Annotated in this window: 18 protein-coding genes; 14 read left to right on the forward strand and 4 right to left on the reverse strand. The window is 70.6% G+C overall.

The window, feature by feature from the left end:
• Positions 1–8: 8 nt before the first annotated feature.
• Complete coding sequence (locus AB0H54_RS11855) at positions 9–638, reverse strand: TetR/AcrR family transcriptional regulator (protein ID WP_357344956.1); 630 nt, start codon at positions 636–638, stop codon at positions 9–11.
• Positions 639–716: 78 nt separating this feature from the next.
• On the opposite strand from AB0H54_RS11855, the gene AB0H54_RS11860 reads away from it, so the two are divergent.
• From AB0H54_RS11860 to AB0H54_RS11885, 6 genes are all read left to right on the forward strand, one after another.
• Positions 717–2,207: an NAD(P)/FAD-dependent oxidoreductase gene (locus AB0H54_RS11860; protein ID WP_357344959.1), complete on the forward strand. Its 1,491-nt coding sequence runs from the start codon at positions 717–719 to the stop codon at positions 2,205–2,207.
• A 108-nt stretch (positions 2,208–2,315) separates the two neighbouring features.
• Positions 2,316–2,657, forward strand: coding sequence for a preprotein translocase subunit YajC (gene yajC / locus AB0H54_RS11865; protein WP_357344961.1), 342 nt, complete (start codon positions 2,316–2,318; stop codon positions 2,655–2,657).
• Positions 2,658–2,762: 105 nt separating this feature from the next.
• Positions 2,763–4,472 (forward strand): protein translocase subunit SecD, encoded by a 1,710-nt coding sequence (gene secD / locus AB0H54_RS11870; RefSeq protein WP_357344963.1) that lies wholly within the window; start codon positions 2,763–2,765, stop codon positions 4,470–4,472.
• Positions 4,469–5,647, forward strand: coding sequence for a protein translocase subunit SecF (gene secF, locus AB0H54_RS11875; protein ID WP_355277264.1), 1,179 nt, complete (start codon positions 4,469–4,471; stop codon positions 5,645–5,647). Before secD ends, secF begins: the two co-directional genes overlap by 4 nt.
• Before the next feature lie 23 nt (positions 5,648–5,670).
• On the forward strand, positions 5,671–7,383 hold the full coding sequence (locus AB0H54_RS11880) for an ABC transporter substrate-binding protein (protein ID WP_357344965.1): 1,713 nt from the start codon (positions 5,671–5,673) through the stop codon (positions 7,381–7,383).
• A gap of 47 nt (positions 7,384–7,430) precedes the next feature.
• On the forward strand, positions 7,431–8,003 hold the full coding sequence (locus AB0H54_RS11885) for an adenine phosphoribosyltransferase (RefSeq protein ID WP_355277260.1): 573 nt from the start codon (positions 7,431–7,433) through the stop codon (positions 8,001–8,003).
• Here AB0H54_RS11885 and AB0H54_RS11890 read toward each other — a convergent pair.
• Positions 7,993–8,604 carry a GNAT family N-acetyltransferase gene (locus AB0H54_RS11890; protein ID WP_357344967.1) on the reverse strand — a complete coding sequence of 204 codons (612 nt, stop codon included), beginning with the start codon at positions 8,602–8,604 and terminating at the stop codon, positions 7,993–7,995. The two genes, AB0H54_RS11885 and AB0H54_RS11890, sit on opposite strands and share 11 nt — an antisense overlap.
• Positions 8,605–8,901: 297 nt before the next feature.
• Here AB0H54_RS11890 and AB0H54_RS11895 point away from each other — a divergent pair, with 297 nt between their 5' ends.
• Positions 8,902–10,479 (forward strand): ABC-F family ATP-binding cassette domain-containing protein, encoded by a 1,578-nt coding sequence (locus tag AB0H54_RS11895; protein ID WP_357344969.1) that lies wholly within the window; start codon positions 8,902–8,904, stop codon positions 10,477–10,479.
• Positions 10,480–10,485: 6 nt separating this feature from the next.
• Here AB0H54_RS11895 and AB0H54_RS11900 read toward each other — a convergent pair whose 3' ends face one another.
• Positions 10,486–10,923, reverse strand: coding sequence for a nuclear transport factor 2 family protein (locus tag AB0H54_RS11900; RefSeq protein ID WP_357344971.1), 438 nt, complete (start codon positions 10,921–10,923; stop codon positions 10,486–10,488).
• Positions 10,924–11,011: 88 nt separating this feature from the next.
• Between AB0H54_RS11900 and AB0H54_RS11905 the strand changes: the two genes are divergently transcribed.
• The 4 genes from AB0H54_RS11905 to AB0H54_RS11920 all read left to right on the forward strand — a co-directional run bounded on the left by AB0H54_RS11905 (position 11,012) and on the right by AB0H54_RS11920 (position 14,801).
• Positions 11,012–11,524: a helix-turn-helix domain-containing protein gene (locus AB0H54_RS11905; RefSeq protein WP_357344973.1), complete on the forward strand. Its 513-nt coding sequence runs from the start codon at positions 11,012–11,014 to the stop codon at positions 11,522–11,524.
• A 253-nt stretch (positions 11,525–11,777) separates the two neighbouring features.
• Positions 11,778–12,725 carry a hypothetical protein gene (locus tag AB0H54_RS11910; RefSeq protein WP_357344974.1) on the forward strand — a complete coding sequence of 316 codons (948 nt, stop codon included), beginning with the start codon at positions 11,778–11,780 and terminating at the stop codon, positions 12,723–12,725.
• Positions 12,726–12,750: 25 nt separating this feature from the next.
• Complete coding sequence (locus AB0H54_RS11915) at positions 12,751–14,043, forward strand: adenylosuccinate synthetase (RefSeq protein WP_357344976.1); 1,293 nt, start codon at positions 12,751–12,753, stop codon at positions 14,041–14,043.
• 128 nt (positions 14,044–14,171) lie between these two features.
• Positions 14,172–14,801 (forward strand): NUDIX hydrolase, encoded by a 630-nt coding sequence (locus AB0H54_RS11920; RefSeq protein ID WP_355277241.1) that lies wholly within the window; start codon positions 14,172–14,174, stop codon positions 14,799–14,801.
• On the opposite strand, the gene AB0H54_RS11925 is transcribed toward AB0H54_RS11920, so the two are convergent.
• On the reverse strand, positions 14,798–15,529 hold the full coding sequence (locus tag AB0H54_RS11925) for a metallophosphoesterase (protein ID WP_357344978.1): 732 nt from the start codon (positions 15,527–15,529) through the stop codon (positions 14,798–14,800). The two genes, AB0H54_RS11920 and AB0H54_RS11925, sit on opposite strands and share 4 nt — an antisense overlap.
• 175 nt (positions 15,530–15,704) lie before the next feature.
• Here AB0H54_RS11925 and AB0H54_RS11930 point away from each other — a divergent pair, with 175 nt between their 5' ends.
• Genes AB0H54_RS11930 through AB0H54_RS11940 form a run of 3 tightly spaced genes read left to right on the forward strand, consistent with a single transcriptional unit; the run spans position 15,705 to position 21,933 of the window.
• Positions 15,705–17,381: a fatty acyl-AMP ligase gene (locus tag AB0H54_RS11930; protein ID WP_357344980.1), complete on the forward strand. Its 1,677-nt coding sequence runs from the start codon at positions 15,705–15,707 to the stop codon at positions 17,379–17,381.
• 27 nt (positions 17,382–17,408) lie between these two features.
• Positions 17,409–17,678: an acyl carrier protein gene (locus tag AB0H54_RS11935; protein WP_355277235.1), complete on the forward strand. Its 270-nt coding sequence runs from the start codon at positions 17,409–17,411 to the stop codon at positions 17,676–17,678.
• A 25-nt stretch (positions 17,679–17,703) separates the two neighbouring features.
• Positions 17,704–21,933, forward strand: coding sequence for an aminotransferase class I/II-fold pyridoxal phosphate-dependent enzyme (locus AB0H54_RS11940; RefSeq protein WP_357344982.1), 4,230 nt, complete (start codon positions 17,704–17,706; stop codon positions 21,931–21,933).
• Positions 21,934–22,048 lie beyond the last annotated feature (115 nt).

Raw genomic sequence — 22,048 nt, forward strand, 5'->3', positions numbered from 1 at the left:
GGTTTTCGTCATCGCGCAGCAACTCGGACGCCTTCGATGAACAGCCGCCGTACCGCGTGACTGTACACCGCGAGCAGCGCCGGATCAGGGGTTCGCATGCCGTGCACGATGCCGGCGACCACCATCCCCAGCGCCGCTTTCGCCGTGGTGGGAGTATCCAGATCGGGGCGCAGATAACCCCAGCGGACGCCGTGCTCCAGATAGCCGGTGATGACGATCTCGGTGGAGTCGAGCAGCCCGAACACCCGGGCGGTGAGCTCGTCGTCGATGCCGGTCGCGTGGAGCAGCAGCAGTTGCGGCACCCGGGGATCGTCGAGCAGCACCCGGTTGAGCGATTCGCCGATCCGGTCGAGCAGCGCGGTGTACTCGTCGAGGGTGGTGGCGGTCTCGGGGCTGAGCTCGGTCGCCAGCGCGGTGAACACGCGGCTGGTCACGTCGTCGATGACGTGGTCGATGATGTCGCGCTTGTTGGCGAAGTAGCGGTAGAAGGTGCCGTGCCCGATGCCGAGGCGCACGGCGATGTCGGCGATGCCGGTGGCGTGATAGCCCTTCTCGGAGAAGCAGTCGAACGCGGTGTCGATGATCTCCCTGCGCAATTCGGCTTTGCGCTGTTCGACGCGGGCGGATGGCTTCGTCACCGGGCTGATGTTACTGTCGCCGCCGACGGAATGATGTGTCATTCTGTTACAGACACCTGATGTATGTGGAGGTTCGGCGTGGCACCTCAGTTGGACGCGGTCGTGGTCGGGGCGGGATTCGGCGGCATCGGCGCCGCGATCGAGCTCGACCGGCTCGGACTGCACGATTTCGTGATCCTCGAGCGCGAGGACGACCTGGGCGGTACCTGGCATGTGAACCGGTATCCGGGCCTGGCCGTCGACATCGCCTCGGTGACCTACTCCTATTCCTTCGAGCCGAACCCGCACTGGTCCCGGCTGTTCGCCCCCGGCGCCGAGCTCAAGAAGTACGCCGAGCACGTGGCAGACAAGTACGACCTGCGCAGGCGGATGCGGTTCGGCACCGTCGTCGACGGCGCCCGCTGGGACGAGGACAACCAGCAGTGGGTGGTCTCGATCGCCGGCGGGGAGACCGTGACGGCGCGCTACCTGCTCGCTGCGACCGGTTTCCTGTCCCAGCCCTACACCCCGCCGTTCCCGGGGATCGAGTCCTTCGCGGGCAAGATCATCCACACCACCGACTGGGACGCCGACTACGACCTGACCGGGCGCAAGGCCGCGATCATCGGCACCGGCGCCACCGCGGTCCAGTTGGTGCCCGAGGTGGCCGAGCGGGTCGCCGCGCTGACCGTCTTCCAGCGCACACCCATCTGGGTGGTGCCCAAGGTGGACGCCCCGATCCCCGGCGCCGTCCAGGAGCTGTTCGCCAAGGTGCCGCTCACCCAGAAGGCGGCCCGGCTGGTCAACACGAGCATGCTCGAGGCCCTGATGGTCGTCGGCGTGCTGCACTACGCGCAGGCCAAGCCGCTGAACAAGGCGGCCGCCATGCTGGCCAAGGCGCACCTGTTCGCCCAGGTCCGGGACAAGGAGACCAGGGCCAAGCTCACCCCGCACTACGACTTCGGCTGCAAGCGCCCGACCTTCTCCAACCGGTACTTCACGACGTTCAACAAACCGCACGTGCGGCTGGAGACGAACTCGATCGACCACGTCGAACCCGACGGCATCGTCACCGCCGACGGGCACAAGACCGAGATCGACACGCTGCTGCTGGCGACCGGCTTCAACCTCTGGGACGTGAACTTCCCCGCCATCGAGATCGTCGGCCGGGACGGGGTGAACCTCGGAAAGTTCTGGCGCGACAACCGCTTCCAGGCCTACGAGGGCATCACCGTGCCCAAGTTCCCCAACTTCCTCAGCCTCAACAGCCCCTACTCCTACAGCGGGCTGTCGTACTTCACCACCATCGAGGCGCAGATGAAGCACATGGGCAGGCTGTTCACCGAGTTGTTCCGGCGCGGCGAGCAGACCTTCGAGGTCACCGAGCGGGCCAACGCCGAGTTCCTGGACCGGGTCACCGACAAACTGGGCTCCTCGGTGTTCTACGGCGGCGACTGCGCCACCGCCCGCAGCTACTACTTCAACCAGCACGGTGAGGCGGCCCTGCTGCGCCCGACCAGCACCGCGAACGCGCACCGTGAGGCGGTCACCTTCCCACTCGACGACTACACCTACGGCCGCACCGCCTGAGCGGCGCGCGGAGGGAGAGACGGTGTCCGGTGTGTCGTCGCGGCGGGGAACTGGCAGACTGTCAGGCGTACATGCACGTCCACCACTGACTAGGGACTGACTTCGACGATGGACTTCCTGTTTCCGCTGCTGATCCTCGCCCTGCTCGTGCCGATGTTCTTCGGTATCCGCAAACAGAAGCGGGAGGCCGAGAAGGTCTCGTCGATGCAGGAGGGTCTGAAGGTCGGTGACCAGGTCGTCACCACGTCGGGCCTGTACGGCACCGTCGTCGACCTCGACGACACCACCGTCGACCTGGAGATCGCCGAGGACGTCGTCACCACCTGGCTGCGTCAGGCGATCCGCGAGGTGCGGGCCGACGAGCAGGCGGTCGAGGAGACCACCCCCGCGATCGACGCCGCCGTCGAGGAGTCCGCGGAGCAGACCGAGACCCGGCTGACCAAGGACTGATCGCACTCCCTCGTCGCCGGTGCCCCGCGTTGCGGCAGGCACCGGCGCGGGCATCGTCGTGCCCACCCGTTCCGACCTCGACTTCCGCCTAGGAGATGACCTGCTGTGCCACCTTCCCAAGGATCGGCGCATCCGTACCGGTTGCTCGGCGTCTACGCCGCGCTGCTGGCCGTGATCTACGCGCTGGTGTTCTTCACCGGTGACCATTCCCCCACGCCCAAGCTCGGCATCGACCTGCAGGGCGGTACCCGCGTCACCCTGACCGCGCGCACCCCCGACGGCAGCAGGCCCAGCCAGGACAGCCTGAAGAAGGCCCAGGAGATCATCGAGAACCGTGTCAACGGCCTCGGTGTCTCCGGCTCCGAAGTGGTCATCGACGGCGACAACCTCGTCATCACGGTGCCCGGTGAGGACAGTCAGCAGGCCCGCGCGCTGGCCACCACCGCCAAGCTCTACATTCGGCCGGTGCTGGCCGCGACGCAGCCGCAGGCCGGTGGCGCCGCGCCGCAGGTGCCGCCCGCCCAGGGCGGGACGCCGACCACGAGCGCGCCCGCGCCCGGCGAGACGCCGGCCCCCGCGACCGGTGAGACCACCGCTCCCGCGGCGGGCGAGCCGACCACGCCGGCCCCGCAGTCGCGGGTGTTCCCGGCGCAGGCACCGCCGACGCCGACCCCGGCACCCGGCGGCACCTCCGTCCAGCAGCAGCAGGCCAAGGAGATCGCCGACGCCAAGGCGCTGCGGCAGAGCACCGACCAGGCCGTGCAGCAGGTCGCCATGGCGAGCATGGACTGCACCAAGCCCGACCCGCTGGCGGGCAACGACGACCCGGCACTGCCGCTGGTCACCTGCTCGCAGGACGGCACCGAGGTGTTCCTGCTCGGCCCGAGCCGCATCGACGGCCAGGAGATCGCCGACGCGACCTCCGGCCTGAACTCCCAGCAGGCCCGGCACGAGGTGAACCTCGAGTTCAAGTCCGCGGGCGCGGATGCCTGGCAGGCGCTGACCGGTGAGTACGTCTACAAGCGGGTCGCGTTCGTGCTCGACTCGAAGGTCGTCAGCGCGCCGCAGGTGCAGCAGGGTCCGCAGATGGGTGGTCGCACCTCGATCTCGGGCAGCTTCACCGCCGACAGCGCGTCCGAGCTGGCCAACACGCTCAAGTACGGCTCGCTGCCGCTGTCGTTCCAGACCTCGGAGGCGGAGACCGTCTCGGCGACGCTGGGCCTGTCCTCGCTGAAGGCGGGTCTGCTCGCGGGCGCCATCGGCCTGATCGCGGTGCTGCTGTACTGCCTGCTCGTCTACCGGATGCTCGGCCTGATCGCCGGGTTCTCGCTGATCGCGGCCGGTGCCGCCGTCTACGGCATCATCGTGCTGCTCGGGCGCTGGATCGGGTTCACCCTCGACCTGGCGGGCATCGCCGGTCTGATCATCGGTATCGGCCTCACCGCCGACTCGTTCGTCGTGTTCTTCGAGCGCATCAAGGACGAGATGCGCGAGGGCCGCAGTTTCCGCTCGGCGGTGCCGCGCGGCTGGGCCAGGGCGCAGCGCACCAACCTGTCCGGTAAGACGGTCAGCCTGATCGCCTCGGTCGTGCTGTACCTGCTCGCCGCCGGCCAGGTGAAGGGCTTCGCCTTCACCCTCGGTATCACCACCGTCCTCGACGTGATCGTGCTCTACCTGGTCACCGCGCCGCTGATGATGATCGTCTCGCGCTCGCCGTTCTGGGCGAAGCCGTCGGTGAACGGTCTCGGCTCGGTGCAGCAGATCGCCAGGGAGCGCGCCGCGGGCCAGCCAAGGCCGAAGGAGATGTCACGATGACCAACGCCCATCCCACCGACGAGTCGGTGTACCTGGACCAGGCCGAGGCGTCGCAGGCCCCGAAGCACGGGTTCTTCGAGCGGCTCTACACCGGCACCGGCGGTTTCCCCATCGTCAGCCGCCGCAAGCTGTTCTACGGCATCGCGGCGGCCCTGCTGCTGATCTCGGTGCTGAGCATCGCGGTGCGCGGCTTCACCCTCGGCATCGACTTCGCCGGCGGTTCGCGCATCCAGATCCCCGCCGCCGACATCTCCACCCAGCAGGTGGAGGACGTCTACGCGCAGACCCTCGGCCACGGCCCGGTGTCGGTGCAGAAGGTCGGCTCCGGTGCCTCGGCCACCATCCAGGTGCGCTCGGAGACCCTGGACGCGGCGCAGACCGAGCAGGTCCAGACCGCGCTGTTCGAGGCGTTCCAGCCGAAGGACTCCGACGGCCAGGTCAGCCGCAACGCGATCAGCATCGCCGAGATCAGTGAGACCTGGGGCGGGCAGATCACCAACAAGGCGCTGATCGCGCTCGGGGTGTTCGTCGCGCTCACGATGATCTACATCGCGATCCGCTTCGAGCGGGACATGTCGGTCGCGGCCATCGTGTCGCTGTTCTTCAACCTCATCGTCACCGCGGGCATCTATTCGCTGGTCGGCTTCGAGGTGACCCCCGCCGCGGTGATCGGTCTGCTCACGATTCTGGGTTACGTGCTCTACGACAACGTGGTCGTCTTCGACAAGGTCGAGGAGAACACCCGTGGCGTGCTGCACCTGAACAAGCGCACCTATGCCGAGCAAGCCAACCTCGCCGCCAACCAGACGCTCATGCGGTCGATCAGCACCACCGTCATCGGCATCCTGCCGATCATCGGCATGCTGGTGATCGCGGTCTGGCTGCTCGGCGTCGGCACGCTCAAGGACCTCGCGCTGGTGCAGCTGGTCGGCATGATCGTCGGCGCCTACTCGTCGATCTTCCTCGCCGTTCCGGTGCTGGTGTCGATCAAGGAGCGTTGGGGTCCGGTGGCCGCGCACACCAAGAAGGTGCTGGCCAAGCGTGCCGCAGGTCCGGCCGCCCGGGTACCGGTGGGTGCCGCCGCCGGTGCGCCGCGTGGTCCTCGTCCGAGCGATGCCGGGGCGCCGCGGCCGGGTGCCCGGCCCAGCGGGAAGCGGCACAAGAGAAGGAACTGACGGCGACAGCAGGGGGTCTCATCATGCGACGCGGCACGATACGACTGATCACCGTCCTGGCCACGGCGGCCCTGGGCACCGGCCTGGTGGCCGGATGCTCGAGCAAGAACCAGGTGCCCTCCATCGGGTACGCCGTCGACGCGGCGGTCGCCAGCTACAACGGCGGCAGCACGCTCGGCGCGACCAGCGGCGCGAGCGCGGTGTTCGGCCGGGTGCTCACCGGGTTCTTCTACACCGGACCGGACGGTCAGCAGGTCGCCGACACCGACGCGGGCACCGCGAAGGAAGTGCCGGGCGAGACACAGACCGTGCAGTACCGGCTCAACCCGGACGGGGTGTACTCCGACGGCGTGAAGACCTCCTGCGACGATCTGGTGCTCGCCTGGTCGGCGCGCTCGGGCCGGTTCACCCGGCCGGGCGAGCGCGGCCCGGTCCCGCTGTTCGACGCGGCGAGCACCGCCGGTTACGCCGACATCGAGCGGGTCGACTGCCAGCCGGGTTCCAAGGACGCCACCGTGGTGTTCCGCCCCGGCAGGCACTACCTGCCGTGGCGGACGCTGTTCACCGCCGCCGAGCTGATGCCGGCGCACGTGGTGGCACAGGCCGTCGGCGTGCCCAGCGTGGTGAGCGCCCTGCAGACCGGAGACGGTGCCGTGCTGGGCCGCATCGCCGACTTCTGGAACGCGGGCTGGACCATGAAGGCGGGCTCACTCGACCTGACCAAGTTCCCGTCCTCGGGGCCGTACCGGATCGAATCCTTCACCGCGAAGGACGGTCTGGTCCTGGTCGCGAACGAGAAGTGGTGGGGCAGCCCGCCGGCGACCAGCCGGATCGTGGTGTGGCCCAAGGGCACCGACTACGCGGCGAAGGCGAAGGAGAACGCGTTCGGCGTCGTCGATCTGGGTGCCGGTTCGGTCGCCGACCTGGCGCTCGACGGTTTCGACGAACAGACCGTCGCCAGCCGGAGCGCCGAGCAGCTCGTGCTCGCCACCGGCGGGGTGTTCGGTCCCGTCGAGGTCCGTCGCGCGTTCGCCCAGTGTGTGCCGCGCCAGGCACTGTTCGACACCCTCGGCAAGGCCGGGGACCCGCCGAAGAGCGGCCTGGGCGCCGGTCCGCTCAACGCTCATGTCGTGCAGCAGGACTCGCTGTACTACCCGGCCGTGATCGGCGGGGCCGACCGCTACAAGGGCGCCGACATCCCGGCCGCGACGGCGACGCTGGCCTCGGCCCGCGCCCCCCAGCCGACCGTCCGGATCGGCTACCAGGCCCCGGACGCGCGTCGGGCGAAGACCGTCGCCATGATCGCCGAGTCCTGCCGCGGGGCGGGGATCACCGTGGTCGACGCGGGCGCACCGGATTTCACCCCGGCCAGGCTGGCCGAGGGCGCGGTGGATGCCGTGCTGGGTGGCACCGCGGCGGTCCCCGGCCCGGCCGGATCGACCACCGGGGTGGCCGCGTTCGCGGCGTTGCGGGCCGGTAACGGCCTCGATGTCGGTGGGTTCGCCAACGGTCGCTACGATGCGATCACCGATCAGCTTGCGGGCGAGACGAACTCGACCGTGACGCTGAATCTGCTGACCGAGGCCGAGAACCTGCTGTGGGCGCAGCTGCCGAGCATCCCGTTGTTCGCGACGCCGCGCCTGATCGCCTTCGGCAACGGCATGCAGAACGGGATCGCCGGGCCGACCCAGGCCGGAACCGGGTGGAACATGGATCGCTGGGTGTTGCAGCGATGAGCAGTGGTGACAGTCACGCGGGGCGTGACCGTGAGGGAGAGGTGTCGATGAGCAAGCACGCGGTGGTCGAGTCCGACGACCAGGTCAGCGCGCGGACCGGCAAGGCCGCCGACGCGGTGTCGCGGTTGACCCGCTGGCACGACGACTTCCCCACGCCGGGTGTGCGTTTCGCCGATCTGACCCCGGTGTTCGCCGACGCCGAGGGCTTCCGCGCGGTCATCGACTGCTTCGCCGCCGTCGCCCCCGACGCCGACATCGTCGCCGGGGTGGACGCGCGTGGCTTCCTGCTCGGCGCGGGTGTCGCGGCCACCCTCGGCACCGGTGTGCTCGCCATCCGCAAGGGCGGCAAGCTGCCGCCGCCGGTGGTGTCGCGCGAGTACCAGCTCGAATACGGTTCCGCCGCACTGGAAATCCCGGCCGACGGGGTCGAGCTCGCGGGCAAGCGCATCCTGCTGCTCGACGACGTGCTCGCCACCGGCGGCACGCTCGCCGCCGCGGCCGCGCTGTTCACCGAGGTCGGCGCCGAGGTGGTCGCCGCCGCCGTCGTCCTGGAGCTCGAGTTCCTGAAGGGCCGCGAGCACCAGGGCGACTACCCGGTGACCTCGATCGTCAAGCTCTAGCCGCGCGCCACATCAGCCACAGCGGCGGGCCGCCGGGGATCCGGATCTCGTCGGTGACGGTGAAGCCGAAGCGCTCGTAGTACGGCACGTTGTCGGGGTTGCTGGATTCGAGATAGGCGGCCGCGCCCTCGGCGTCGATCCGGTCGAGCCGGGAGCGCAGCAGGGTGTGGCCGTAGCCCGCGCCGCGATCCTCGGGGCGGGTGCCGATCATCGCCAGGTACCAGTGCGGGGTCGACGGGTGATGCTGTTTGAGCAGGTCGCCGACCGTTCTGCCCGCCCCGACGCGACGCCCGAAGGCGCGGATCAGGCCGGGCACGACGCGCAGTTCGGCGCTCGCGGCGGGCTGGCGCTCCGGCGGCGTCCACAGCGCGGCGCCCGCGACGGAACCGTCGGGGCGGACGGCGAGGTCGGAGGCGCCGGCGGGGAAGAAGATGTGGCGGGCCATGGTGCCGAAGAACCGGGGCAGGCCGACGGCGCGCCGGTGCTCGTCGGGCAGGATCCAGCTCATCACCGGGTCGTGCTGGAACGCGGCACCGAGGGCGTCGGCGGCGGCCCGCACGTCTCCCGGTGTGGCGGCGCGTAGTCGTTTCGGCTCCGTCATCACGGTCCTCCGATCACAGGTCCAGCCTTCGTCGGCTGAGAATCGCCCTGGCGTCCAGGCTAGCCGTGACGACGAGCGGTAGCGGACGGGGCCGAACGGTCCTGCGCCCGATCGAACGCCGTCGGGTGAGCGGGCTCACCATGCCGGAAAAGGGGTGGCGCGAAGGTGCGGTGCGGTGCTATCAATGAGTGGTCTTGTTCCCGGCGATCGGAGTCATGCGTTGATTTCTTGAGGTAGCGCTCCCGGACGGTCCGCACTCTGCGCACCGTGTATCCGTCGCACCTCAAGGGGATCCGTATGACCTCTCTTTCTTTTTCCGATCTGTCCTTCCACTGGCCGGACGGCACCGTCGTGTTCGACGGGCTCGACGCCGTCGTCGGACCGGGCCAGATCGGCCTGGTCGGCAGCAACGGCGCGGGCAAATCCACCCTGATGCGGCTGATCACCGGCGCGTTGCGCCCGAACCGTGGCTCGATCACGGCGCCCGGCCGGATCGGCTACCTGCGCCAGGACCTCGGCATGCAGGCTCGACAGCGGGTGGAGACCGTGCTCGGCATCGCCGAAGTGCGTGCCGCGCTGCACCGCATCGAGCGCGGCGAGGGCACACCCGAGGACTTCGACACCGTCGGCGTGCACTGGCAGATCGAGGACGAGGCGATCGCGCTGCTCGGCAAGCTGGGCCTGGACTATGTCGCCGGTTCCGTCGCCGACCTGGACCGCACCCTCGACACGCTCTCCGGCGGCGAGACCGTGCTGCTCGGACTGGTCGCCGAACTCCTGCGCGAGCCCGACGTGCTGCTGCTCGACGAGCCGACCAACAACCTCGACGCGGTCGCGCGCACGCGCCTCTACGAGGTCATCCGGCAGTTCCCCGGCACGGTCGTGGTGGTGAGCCACGATCGGGAACTGCTGGACCGGATGGACGGCATCGCCGAGTTGCGAGCGGGCGAGATCCGTTCCTTCGGCGGCAATTTCACCGAGTACGAACGGATCGTCGAGCAGGAACAGGAGGCGGCCCGCGCGGCGGTGCGCGACGCGCGCAGCGATGTCCGCAAGCAGGCCCGCGAGCTGGTCGAGGCGCGGACCAAGCTGGACCGCAGGCAGCGGTTCGCGCAGAAGATGCAGGACAACAAGCGGGTGCCGAAGATCGTGGCGGGGTTGCGCAAGAACGCCGCCGAGGTGTCGGCGGGCAAGCTGCGCACTTCGCACATCGAGAAGCTCGATTCCGCGCGCGAAACCCTCGACCACGCCGAGGAATTGGTGCGCGCGGACCGGGAGATCCGGATCGACCTGCCGGGGACCCGGCTGTATCCGGGGCAGGACGTCGTCACGCTCGAGCAGGCGCGGCTGGCCAACGGTCCGGTGGTGGACCTGCGGGTGAGCGGACCGGAGCGGATCGCGCTCACCGGGCGCAACGGCGCGGGCAAGTCGACGCTGCTGCGCCGGATCGTCGAGGAACAGCCGAAGGTGCCGTGGCGGTTGCTGCCCCAGCGGCTCGACGTATTCGACGAGACGCGCAGCGTGTTCGACAATGTCGCCGATGCCGCGCCGCACGCGAGTGCCGAGCAGATCCGAGGTCAGCTGGCGCGCTTCCTGTTTCGCGGTGCCGACGCCGATATCGCGGCCGCGGCGCTGTCGGGCGGGGAGCGGTTGCGGGCCGCGCTGGCGACCCTGCTGCTCGCCGAACCGGCGCCGAAACTGCTGATGCTCGACGAGCCGACCAACAACCTCGACCTGCCCAGCCTGGGGCACCTGACCCAGGCGCTGGCGAGTTTCGAGGGCGCGCTCATCGTGGTCAGCCACGACGCGCGGTTCCTCGACGACATCGGGGTGACCCGCACCCTCGAGCTCACGCCCGAGGGACTGGTCGAGTAGCGGGGGCTACCGCGTGGCGGCCCGGCGGATGACCGCCGGGTACCGGAGCATGGTCGGCCCCAGCCACAGCGCGACCGCGGTGATCGCGAGCCAGGGCCGCAGGTGCGGACGCATCCGGTGGATGCGCCCGTCCGGGGCGAGGTCGAGCACCATCGCCTCGGTCATCCGCAGCGGGCCGAACCTGGCCTCGCCCAACAGGATCCGGGTGTCGCCCGAGCCGATGGTGTCGGTCCAGCGCAGCTCGGCGATCGCGCGGTAGATCAGCGTCAGCAGCGGGGCGAGGTCGGCGCGGCCGCGGAACACCAGCCGGCCCGAGACCGGCGAGACGAGTTCGGCGTCCTCGGTCAGGGTGTCGAGCAGGGCGGGGATGTCGTTGGCGGTGGTGGCGTGGCGGAACCGGGCGACCGGATCGCCCACCTGGCTGTCTGCGAGTGCGTCGGTCACGATCGCACTCCTTCCTCGCGGACGGAATTCCCGGACAACCCGACCGTAACCAGCTAGCTTGCAAAAAGCAATGGACTACGATGGCGGTATGGCCAAGACGGAGTTCGCCGACATCGTGTGCTCGATCGCCCGCACGGTGGGCATCGTGGGGGAGCGGTGGACCCCGCTGATCCTGCGCGACCTGTTCCTCGGCATCACCCGCTTCGAGGATCTGCGCCGCGACCTCGGCATCGCCTCCAACGTCCTCGCCGATCGCCTGCGCACGCTGCGCGACAACGAGATCGTGGAAGCCCGTGTCTATCAAGACAATCCGGTCCGCACCGAATACGTCCTCACCGAACGCGGCCGCGATCTCTACCCCGTCCTGACGATGCTCCTTGCCTGGGGCGACCGCTGGCTGTCCGCCCCCGACGGCCCACCCCTGCACGTCGTCCACCGCGACTGCGGCCACATCACCGAGGGCGTCGTCGTCTGCCACCACTGCGCCACCCCCCTCACCGCCACCAACGTCACCTGGCACCCCGGCCCCGGCGGCCGCCCCGGCCCCGGCGCCACCCTCATCGGCCACCACCTCACCCCGCTGCCCGACTCGTCGGCCTGAGGTGACGTAGACCGGCCAGGGCCACCGTTTTGTCGGGGTCCGGCCGCAATTGGACCTCGACGACCACGGCCAGGATCCGCTCGCCGCCACGATGGAACGCGACCACCGCGTCGGCGTGATATTCGGTCGGTGCCGGGACTGTCGCGTCGCCGGGCGCGGTGGTGCCGGTGCAGGGCGAATCGGCTGGGGCTCTTGACGATCGTTGTTTTGGTTGAATAGACTAAAAGCACGCTGACGAGAGGGAGTGGTTCTGATGGGGTATGGGCATTGGGATGACAGTGCGTACCGGGCGGGGAAGACGTTTCGGGCGCGGGCGGGGGAGGACGATTTCGGGTATACCGCGCAGATGCGGGAGCGGCCGTATGACACGTGGTGCGCGCATCCGTTGCTGGATCCGTTCGGGGTGGGGAAGCGGGAGTGCCGGGATTCGGCCGAGCACGGGAACTCGCTGCCGGTGGCCGTGCTGTTCGATGTCACCGGGTCGATGGGGCGGGTGCCGCGGATCATGCAGGACAAGCTCGGCAAACTGCACGGACTGCTGAAGAACAAGGGCTACGCGGAGGATCCGCAGATCCTGTTCGGGGCGATCGGCGACGCCGATACCGATCGGGTGCCGTTGCAGATCGGGCAGTTCGAATCCGACAACCGGATGGACGAGCAGTTGCGGGCCGTCCTGCTCGAGGGTGGCGGTGGCGGGCAGAAGTCCGAAAGTTACGAGCTGGCCGCCTATTTCATGGCAGAGCACGTCGCGACCGACGCGTGGGACAAGCGCGGGAAGCGGGGCTACCTGTTCATCATCGGCGACGAGCTGAACAAGCCGCGGCTGGCGGCCCGCCACATCAGGGCGGTCATCGGCGATCACGTGCGGCGCGATGTGTCGGTGGAGTCGATCTATCGCGAGCTGGCCGAACGCTGGCACGTGTACTACATCCTGCCGAATCAGTCGTCGTACTACCGGGATCCGGAGATCGCCGAGCACTGGCGCGGCCTGCTCGGCCAGAACTTCCTGAAGCTCGACGACCCCGGCGCGGTCTGCGAACTGATCGCGTTGACCATCGGGCTGGGTGAGGACCGGGTCGATGTCGACACCGGCCTGGCCGACCTGCGCGATGTCGGGTCGGTCGACGAGGCCGACGCGGTGAGCCGGGCCCTCGGCGCGCAGCCGCCCCGGGGCGTCCGCGCCCTGCCGCCCGGCAAGTGACACACGAAAAGGAAGGGGTACAGCCGTGTTCGACATCGAACACCTCGTCATCGTCGATCTGGGCTTCGGCGACGCGGGCAAGGGCGCGACGGTGGACTGGCTGTGCGCACCCGAGGCGGACCTCGGGGTGGCGGCGGTCGTGCGGTTCAACGGCGGTGCGCAGGCCGCGCACAATGTCGTGGCCGACGGCCGCCACCACACCTTCGCCCAGTTCGGCGCGGGCACCTTCCACGATGTGCCGACCGTGCTCTCGCGGCACATGCTCGTGGAGCCGATCGCGCTCGCCGCCGAATCCGAGCGGCTCGCGGCACTGGGGGTGCGCGATCCGCTGGGGCTGCTCGCCGTCGACGGCCGGGCCCTGCTCACCACGCCGATCCACATCGCGGCGAACCGTGCCCGCGAGGACGCGAGGGGTTCCTCGCGGCACGGTTCCTGCGGTCGGGGCGTCGGCGAAACCGCTTGGTACGCACTGGAACACGACGCGCCGACGGTCGCCGACTGCCGGACGCCCGCGATCCTGCGCGCCAAGCTGGACCGGCTGGCCGCGCACTACGACGCGCTGATCGGGCCCAGCGCGCACGGCTACGAATCGGTCGACGCGCTGGTGGCGATGTACCGCGATTTCGCCGGCGCGGTCCGCGTCAGCGACGACGGCGAGCTCACCCGCGCCGCGGCGCGGGGCAGGCTTGTCTTCGAAGGGGCGCAGGGGGTACTGCTCGACGAGTGGCGCGGACTGCATCCGCACACCACGTGGTCGACGGTGGAGCCGCGCCACGCCCGCGCCCTGATCGCCGGGGTCGGGGGCACGGCCAGGGTGCTCGGCGTCACCCGCACCTATATGACCAGGCACGGCGCGGGCCCGCTGCCGACCGAAGCGCCGCTGGGACACCCGGAGCCGCACAACGGCACCGGTCCCTATCAGGGTGCGTTCCGGCAGGGGCACCTCGATCCGATCCTGCTGCGCTACGCCGTCGAGGTCTGCGGTGGGATCGACGGGCTGGTGGTCAACCATCTCGACACGCCCGGAACCCTCGGTGCCGCAGCGGCATACGACACCGCGGCGGGTCGGGTCACCGAGCTGACGCCCGGCCCTTGGCGTGATCTCGAGCACCAGCAACGACTCACCGACCGGCTGTCCGCGGCGACCCCGGTGCTCGAACCCGTCGTCGGCGATCCGGCGGACTGGCTCGCCCGCCGCCTCGGTGTGCCGGTCGTGCTGACCGGGCACGGGCCGGACCGGCGGGACCGCAGGGTGCGCCGACCTGTGCTCGGCGCGACCGCCGGGGACCGCGTCGCGACGGCCGCCCGGTCCGCGTGAGCGAATCCAGGGCGCCGGGCCGGTCGTGGCATGAACTCGGCGGCGGTCTCCGCACGGCGGACACGCGCCGCCCGCCGACGTCGGCGTGGGTTCCCATTCGGCGCGGGATTCCGGCAGGATGGGACGACGTGGAGCAATCCGTCGTATCGATCGATGTCGTCACGTTGCGGTGCTGGGAGACCGACAGCGCGGTGCGCGTCGGGATCGCCGCCCGCGAGTTCGAACCGTTCACCGGCGAACTCGCGCTGCCCGGTGTGCTGCTCGGGCGGGGCGAGCGGCTGGCCGAGGCCGCGCGGCGGGCGGTGCACACCAAGCTGGGCGTGCCGGTCGAGGCGATCGGCGCGGTCGGTCAGTTGGTCACCTTCGACGAACCGCATCGCGATCCGCGCGGGCCGACGCTGTCGATCGCCATGTGGGCGGTCGTCGCCGAGCACGAGGGACCGGCCGAGTGGGTGGAGTTCGACGCGGTGCCCCCGCTGGCCTTCGACCACAACCGGATCGTCGAGACCAGCCGGAGCCTGCTCGCCGGTCTGCTGTGGAAGGACCGGACGCTGACCAGGGCGCTGGCGGGCGCGGAGTTCCCCGCCACCCGCGCGGTCGAGCTGAGCACCTCGCTGCACGGCACGCGCCCCGACCCCGCCAATCTCAATCGCACGCTGGCCGCGATCCCGGGGCTGGACCGCACCGGTGAGCGGCGGCGGGTGAAGGCCACCGGCAGGCCCGCGGTCGTGTGGGCCTTCGACGTCACCGAGAACTAGCCGGGCAGGTCGTAGACGGCGTAGGTCCGGCGCAACACCGGGTAGGACACATTGCGCACGGGCACCCCGCCCGCGGTCTGCCCGCACTCGCTGCCCGCGTGGGCGTGCCCGTGTAGCGCGAGCGTGGCGCGTCCCGCGTCGATCGCCTCGCCCGTGGCGTGACATCCCAGGCCGGGATAGATGGACGTGGGCTCGCCGACGAGGGTGTCGACGACGGGGGCGAAGTGGGTGAGGGCGATCCGGGTGGGGCAGTCCAGGCGCTCGAGCGCCGCGCGCAGGCGTGCGGCGTCGACCGGGCCGCGGCGCATCCTGGCCCGATGCTCGGCCGATCCCGTCTCGGGATCACCGGGATGGCCGGGGAAGCCGCCCGATCCGCCCATCACCCCGGCGACCCCGACCCGCTGCCCGCGGATCGTCAGCGTCGTCGAATCACCGTCCAGCACAACGACACCGGTCTCCGTGAGCCGGCGGGTGATGAACTCGCCGCGGTTCTCGTCGTGGTCGTGGTTGCCCAGGACGGCGAGCACCGGAATCGGGAGATCGGCCAGTTCGGCGCAGAGCAACTCGGTGTTGGCCCTGGTCCCGCCCTCGGTGAGGTCACCGCCGAGGAGCAGCAGGTCGGCGTGGCGGTCCAGGTCGAGGAAGCCGGGCCGGAACTTCCCGGCGACGGCCGGTCGCAGGTGCAGGTCGGCGGTGGCGGCGAGACGGATCGGCGCGATGTTCCCCACCCGCCAAGCAGGCCACAGCGGTGCGCGGCTGTCAATGCGATTCCCCGCGCCACCCCAGGGGGCGGGAGTGCCCACCCTGAGGGTTCGGCGGGTGGCCCCTGAGGTCTCTTCCGGTGCGCGGCCGAGGAGCGCAGAGTAGTAGCTACGCCCCCGAACCCTCCGAAGGAACCACGACATGCAGTCGAGCTACGTGCACCACGTCAGGCAGCAGTTCTCCCGGTACGCGGACACCCGTTCCTACATCTACCTGCGGGAATCCGGGCGTGACCTGGTCGAGGAGGTCGTCACCTACCGCGAGCTCGACCGTGACGCCCGCGCGTTTGCCCAGTGGTTGTCGCAGCAGCCGGAGGCCGCCCAGCCTGTGGTGCTGCTCTACCTCGACGGGATGGCGTTCCTGCGGGCCTTCCTCGGCTGCCTGTACGCCGGTGTCGTCGCCGTCCCGGCGCCGCTGCCGCACGAGGACCGGGCCGCGCAGCGGGTGCGCGGCGTCATCGCCGACTCCGGCGCGCAGCTGGTGCTCACCACCACCGACTTCGCACCGCTCGTCGAGTCCACCACCGGCGCGACCGTCGTCGCCACGGACCAGCCGCTCGGCGACGCCGACGCCTGGCAGTTGCCCGAGATCGACCTCGGCACCATCGCCTTCCTGCAGTACACCTCGGGATCGACCGGCACGCCCAAGGGCGTCGTCGTCACGCACCGCAATCTGCTGCACAACGAGGCCGCGATCGTCGCGGGCGGGATGACCGAGGGGTCGACCGGCGTCAGCTGGATTCCGCAGTTCCACGACATGGGCCTGATCGGCATGCTGCTCGGCGCCGCCTACGTGGGCGCGAACCTGGTGTTCATGGCGCCGACGACGTTCATCAAGCGCCCGGTGCGCTGGCTGCAGGTCATCGACCGGTACCGGGCGACCTACACCGCCGCCCCGAACTTCGCCTACGACCTGATCCTGCGCCGGGTCAGCGACGAGCAACTCGCCGAACTCGACCTGAGCAGCCTCGAGGCCGCCCTCAGCGGCGCCGAGCCGGTGCGGGCTCGCACGATCGAGGCGGTGCTGGAGCGTTTCGCGCCCGCCGGGCTGCGTCCCACCGCGTTCCTGCCCGCCTACGGGATGGCCGAGGTGACGCTGCTGGCCAGCTCCGCGGCGATGGGCGCCGCTCCGGTGTACTACGACCGGCCGGGCGATGCCCCGCTGGTCGGCTGTGGCCGCGCGGCCGACGGCCTCGAGATCCGGATCGTCGACCCGACGACCCTCGAAGAACTGCCGGACGGCGCCACCGGGGAGATCTGGGTCCGCGGGGACAGCGTCGCCGCCGGGTACTGGAACCGGCCCGCCGAGACCCGCGCGACCTTCGACGCCCACCTCGGCACCGAGGGGCCGTTCCTGCGGACCGGCGATCTCGGCCTGCTCCACGACGGCGACCTGTTCGTCGCGGGCCGCCTCAAGGACCTGCTGATCGTCAACGGCCGCAATGTCCACCCGGCCGATGTGGAGGAACGCGTGCAGGAACTGCACCCCGCGCTGGCGGGCAACGCGGGCGCGGTGGTCTCGGTGGACGTGCTCGACAAGGAACGGCTGGTCGTGATGCAGGGCGTGCGGCCGGACCTGCTCGGTGACACCACGCTCGCCGAGCTGACCTCCGCGATCAAGATCGCGGTGGCCCGCGGCTTCGATGTGCCCGCCCCGAACGTCGTGCTCGTCGCCGCCCGCTCCGCGCGCTCGGTGCATCGCACCACCAGCGGCAAGATCCAGCGCGGCTCGATGCGCGAGGCGTTCCTGACCCACAGTCTCGAACGGGTACTGCACGAGGACCTCGAACCGGCGCTCGACCACGCGCTGACCATCTGATCGACACCGACCAGCCAGGAGCCGACCATGTTCCGCACCACCACCGCCCACCCGTCGACCTCGATCCAGGACTGGCTCGTCGAGCGGGTCGCCGACTACACCGACCGCGCCCCGCACCAGGTGGATCCGTCGATCCCGCTGGCCGAGCTCGGCATGGACTCCGTCTCGGCGGTCTCGCTGTGCGGGGAGATCGAGGACCGCTGGTCCCTCGAGATCGACCCCACGCTGGTCTTCGACTATCCGACCATCGCCGCGATCGCCGGCTATCTCGCCGACGAGTTCGCCTACGCGGCATGAACGGTCAGCGCCCGGAGGCGGCGGCATGAGCGATATCGCGATCGTCGGGCTGGATTGCCGCTTTCCGCAGGCGGCCGATCCGGCGGCGCTGTGGCAGCTGTTGCTCGACGGCCGGGACGCGATCTCGGCGGTGCCCGCGAATCGCTGGCACGCCGAGGACTTCCACGATCCGGCGGGCGGACCGGGCACCATCAACACCCACAGCGGCGGATTCATCGACGACGCCGACGCGTTCGATCACGAGTTCTTCGGGATCACCCCGCACGAGGCCGAGACGATGGACCCCCAGCAGCGGCTGCTGTTGCAGGCGACCTGGCGCGCCTTCGAGGACGCGACCCTCGATCCCCGGGCCCAATCCGGTTCGCGCACCGGCGTGTACATCGGGGTGATGGCCAATGAATGGGCCAATCTGCAGATGTCGGACTACGCGGCGATCACCCCGCAGCACGGTTCGGGCAACGGCTACTTCATGACCGCCAACCGGCTGTCCTACCAGCTCGATCTGCGTGGCCCGAGCCTGGCGGTCGACACCGCGTGCTCGTCGTCGCTGGTCGCGGTCCATCTCGCCTGCGCCGCACTGACTTCCGGCGAGTGTGATCAGGCCGTCGCCGGTGGCGTGAACCTGGTGCTCACCCCGGCGGTCGGGGTGTTCTACACCCAGGCGGGGCTGTCGGCGCCCGACGCGCGCTGTAAACCGTTCAGCGGCAATGCCGACGGGATCGTCCGCGGCGAGGGCGTCGCGGTGCTCGTGCTGCGCCGCCTGGCCGACGCGCAGGCCGCGGGACTGCCGATCTACGCCGTGATCAAGGGCAGCGCGGTGAACTCCGACGGGCGCAGCAACGGCATCAGCGCGCCGAACCGGTGGGCCCAGCAGCACGTGATCGCCGAGGCGTATCGGCGAGCCGGGGTGGCGGCCGGGGCGGTCGACTTCATCGAGGCGCACGGCACCGGGACCGTCCTCGGCGACATGATCGAGGTCAAGGCGCTGGGCGGGCTGCACGGGCGCGATCGCGCGCGGCCCTGCGGAATCGGTTCCATCAAAGGCAATCTCGGCCACACCGAGGGCGCGGCGGGCGTCGCGGGGCTCATCAAGGTCGCGCTGAGCCTGCACCACGGTGTCGTCGCGCCGACCCGGTTCGCCGAGCAGGAGAACCCGCGATTGCAGCTGGAACGGCACGGGCTGCGCCTGCTCGCCGAACCGATGCCGCTGACCGGACCGGCGCTGGCCGGGGTCAGCGGCTTCGGGATCGGCGGCACCAACGCCCACCTCGTGCTGGCGGGCGCGCCGGTGGGAGACGACCCGCCCGCGGCCGGTGGCGGGGTGCTCACCGTGTCGGCGGACAACGCGAAAGGTCTGGAGCGCAACGCACGTCGGCTGGCGGAGACGCTGGACGCGGTCCCCGCGGACCGGTTCGCGCAGGTGTGCTGGACGAGCAATCGGGTGAAATCCTCGGGGCGGCACCGGCTCGCGATCGTCGCCGACGATCCGGCGGACGCGATCGCCCGGCTGCGCGCCGGTGCGGACAGCGGCGTGGCGGGTCCGATGCGGGTCGGCTGGGTGTTCACCGGGCAGGGGTCGCAATTCGCCGGGATGGCCGGGGCCGCCGCCGCGGCGAGCCCGTCGTTCCGGCGCGCGCTGGGGACCGTCGACGCCGCGATGGCCGCGCACCTGGGCGCCTCGGTGCGGGAGCTGCTGCTCGACGACACCATCGACATCGATCGCACCGGACTCGCGCAACCGGCGATCTTCGCCATGGAATACGCACTGGCCCAGGCACTCGCCGACGCCGGCGTCCGCCCGGCGTGGGTGCTGGGGCACAGCATCGGGGAGTTCACCGCCGCCGCGGTGGCGGGCGTGCTCGACCTCGAGGACGCCTGCCGACTGGTCGTCGCGCGTGGCAGGCTGATGCAGGAATTGCCCGGCGGCGGTGCGATGCTCGCGGTCCGGGCGACGCGCGCGCAGGTCGCCGATCTGCTCGCGGGGGAGCCCGAGGTCGCCGTGGCCGCGGTCAACGGGCCCGCCGATCTGGTGCTCTCCGGCGCCGCCGCCGCGCTCGACCGGATCCGGTCCGCCCTCGCGGAACGGCGGATCGTCGCCAAGCCGCTGACCGTGTCGCACGCCTTCCACAGTCCGCTCATGGCACCGATGCTGGACGAGTTCGCTGCCGTCGCCCGGGACCGCGCCTATCGGGTCGCGGCCCTGCCGATCTACTCGACCGTGCGGGGCAGGCTGCTCGAGCCGACCGAGACCATGGACGCCGGTTACTGGACCGAACACATCGGCGCCACCGTCCTTTTCGGCGACGCGCTGGCGGCCGCGCTCGACACCGACCCCACCCATGTCGTCGAGATCGGTCCGCGCCGTCAGCTGATCCCGCTCATCGGCCGGGCCCGCCCCGAACTGCTGCCGCGGTGCCTGGCGCCGAGTCCCGGCCCCGGCGCGACCGGGCGCGAACTCGCCGAGACCGTCGCCGCGCTGTACCGCGACGGCCTCGACCCCGACTGGGATCACCTCTACGAGCCCGCCCAGCGGGTCCGGCGGCGGCTGCCGGTCTACGACTTCGCCACCGAGCACCGCTTCTGGATCGAACCGACCACCCTCACCCCACCCGCCCCGCAGGCCGAGGACACCACCATGGACCAGATGATCGCGCTCTTCCGCGAACAGAACGCGCTGCTCGCGCGGATGGCGCCGGGCGTGACGGCGGCCGTCGCGCCGCCGTCGGCCGCTCCCGGCACCCCCGACGTCGACCCGAACGCCGTCGCCGGCATCGTGCTGGCCGAATGCGGGCGGGTCAGCGGATTCGCGGTCGAGCGGCTGCGCGACAGCGAAACCCTCACCGGCGAACTCGGATTCGACTCCATGATGCTGTCGGATCTGTTCGGTGGCCTGATGCGCAAGCTGCCGGGGCTGCAGGTGGACCCGGCGTGGCCGAGCGCCGCCACCACCGTCGGTGACGTGGTCGGGTACGTCACCGCTCAGGTGGCCGGAGCGGCCCCGGCGCCCGCGCCGGCCCCGGCCGCGCCCGAACCGGCGCCGGGGCCGGTCGCGCCCGAGTACCGGATCGCCGACTTCCCGGAGGTGCGCGCGATCGAGGACCGGATGACCGGGGCGGCGGCGCTGGGCCTGGACAACCCCTACTTCCTGATCAACGACGGCGTCACCCGCGACACCTCGCTGATCGACGGTGTCCCGGTGCTGAACTTCTCCAGCTACAACTACCTGGGGCTGTCCGGGCACCCGGCGGTCGTCGCGGCCGTGCAGGACGCCGTCGCCCGGTACGGCAGCTCCTGCTCGGCGAGCCGGGTGCTCTCCGGCGAGAAGCCGGTGCATCGCGAACTGGAGGCCGAACTCGCGCGGTTGCTCGGCACCGAGGACGCGATCGCGCTGGTCGGCGGCCATTCCACCAATGTCACCATCATCGGGCACCTGGTCGGACCCGACGACCTGGTGATCCACGACAGCCTCGCCCACGACAGCATCCTGCAGGGGTGTGTGCTGTCGGGCGCGACGCGACGGCCCTTCCCGCACAACGACCACGTGGCGCTGGACCGGCTGCTCGGCGAGCTCCGGCCCCGCTACCGCCGGGTGCTGATCCTCATCGAGGGCGTCTACAGCCAGGACGGCGACATCCCCGACCTGCCCGCGATCATAGAGATCAAGAAGCGGCACCGGGCACTGCTGATGATCGACGAGGCGCACAGCGTCGGCGTGCTCGGCGCGCACGGCGGCGGCATCGGCGAGCACTTCGGGGTGGACCGCGACGACGTCGAACTGTGGTCGGGCACCATGTCCAAGGCGCTCGCCGGATGCGGGGGATACGTGGCGGGCAGCGCCGAGCTGATCCGCTTCCTCAAGTACACGACGCCCGGCTTCGTCTACAGCGTCGGCATGACACCGATGAACGCCGCCGCCTCGGCCGAGGCGATCCGGCAGCTGCGCACCGACCCCGCCCCGCTGGTCCGGTTGCGGCACAACTCGCGGCTGTTCCTGGAGTTGGCCCGCGCGGCCGGGATCGACACCGGCGACAGCGCCGACACCCCCATCATCCCGTGCATCGTCGGCGATTCCCTGCGGACCATGCGGCTGTCGAACACGCTGCTGCGCCGGGGGATCAACGTCAATCCGATCATCTATCCGGCGGTCCCGGAAGATCTCGCGCGCCTGCGGTTCTTCGTCACCGCCTGTCACACCGACGACCAGATCCGCGAGACCGTCGCGATCCTCGCCGAGGAACTGGCCGCGTCGGCCTAGACGAGGTGGCAAGGCGCTGTTGGCTTCTCGTTCAGCGGGGCGACCGGGACGCGCGCGACCGGTGAAACGTCGATGAACACCGCCGCGCCACCCTCGCCGGGCCGCCCGCGCTGCC

Origin of the sequence: Nocardia sp. NPDC050718 (genome assembly GCF_040654235.1) — a bacterium.
In the GTDB taxonomy this organism is placed as follows: Bacteria; Actinomycetota; Actinomycetes; order Mycobacteriales; family Mycobacteriaceae; genus Nocardia.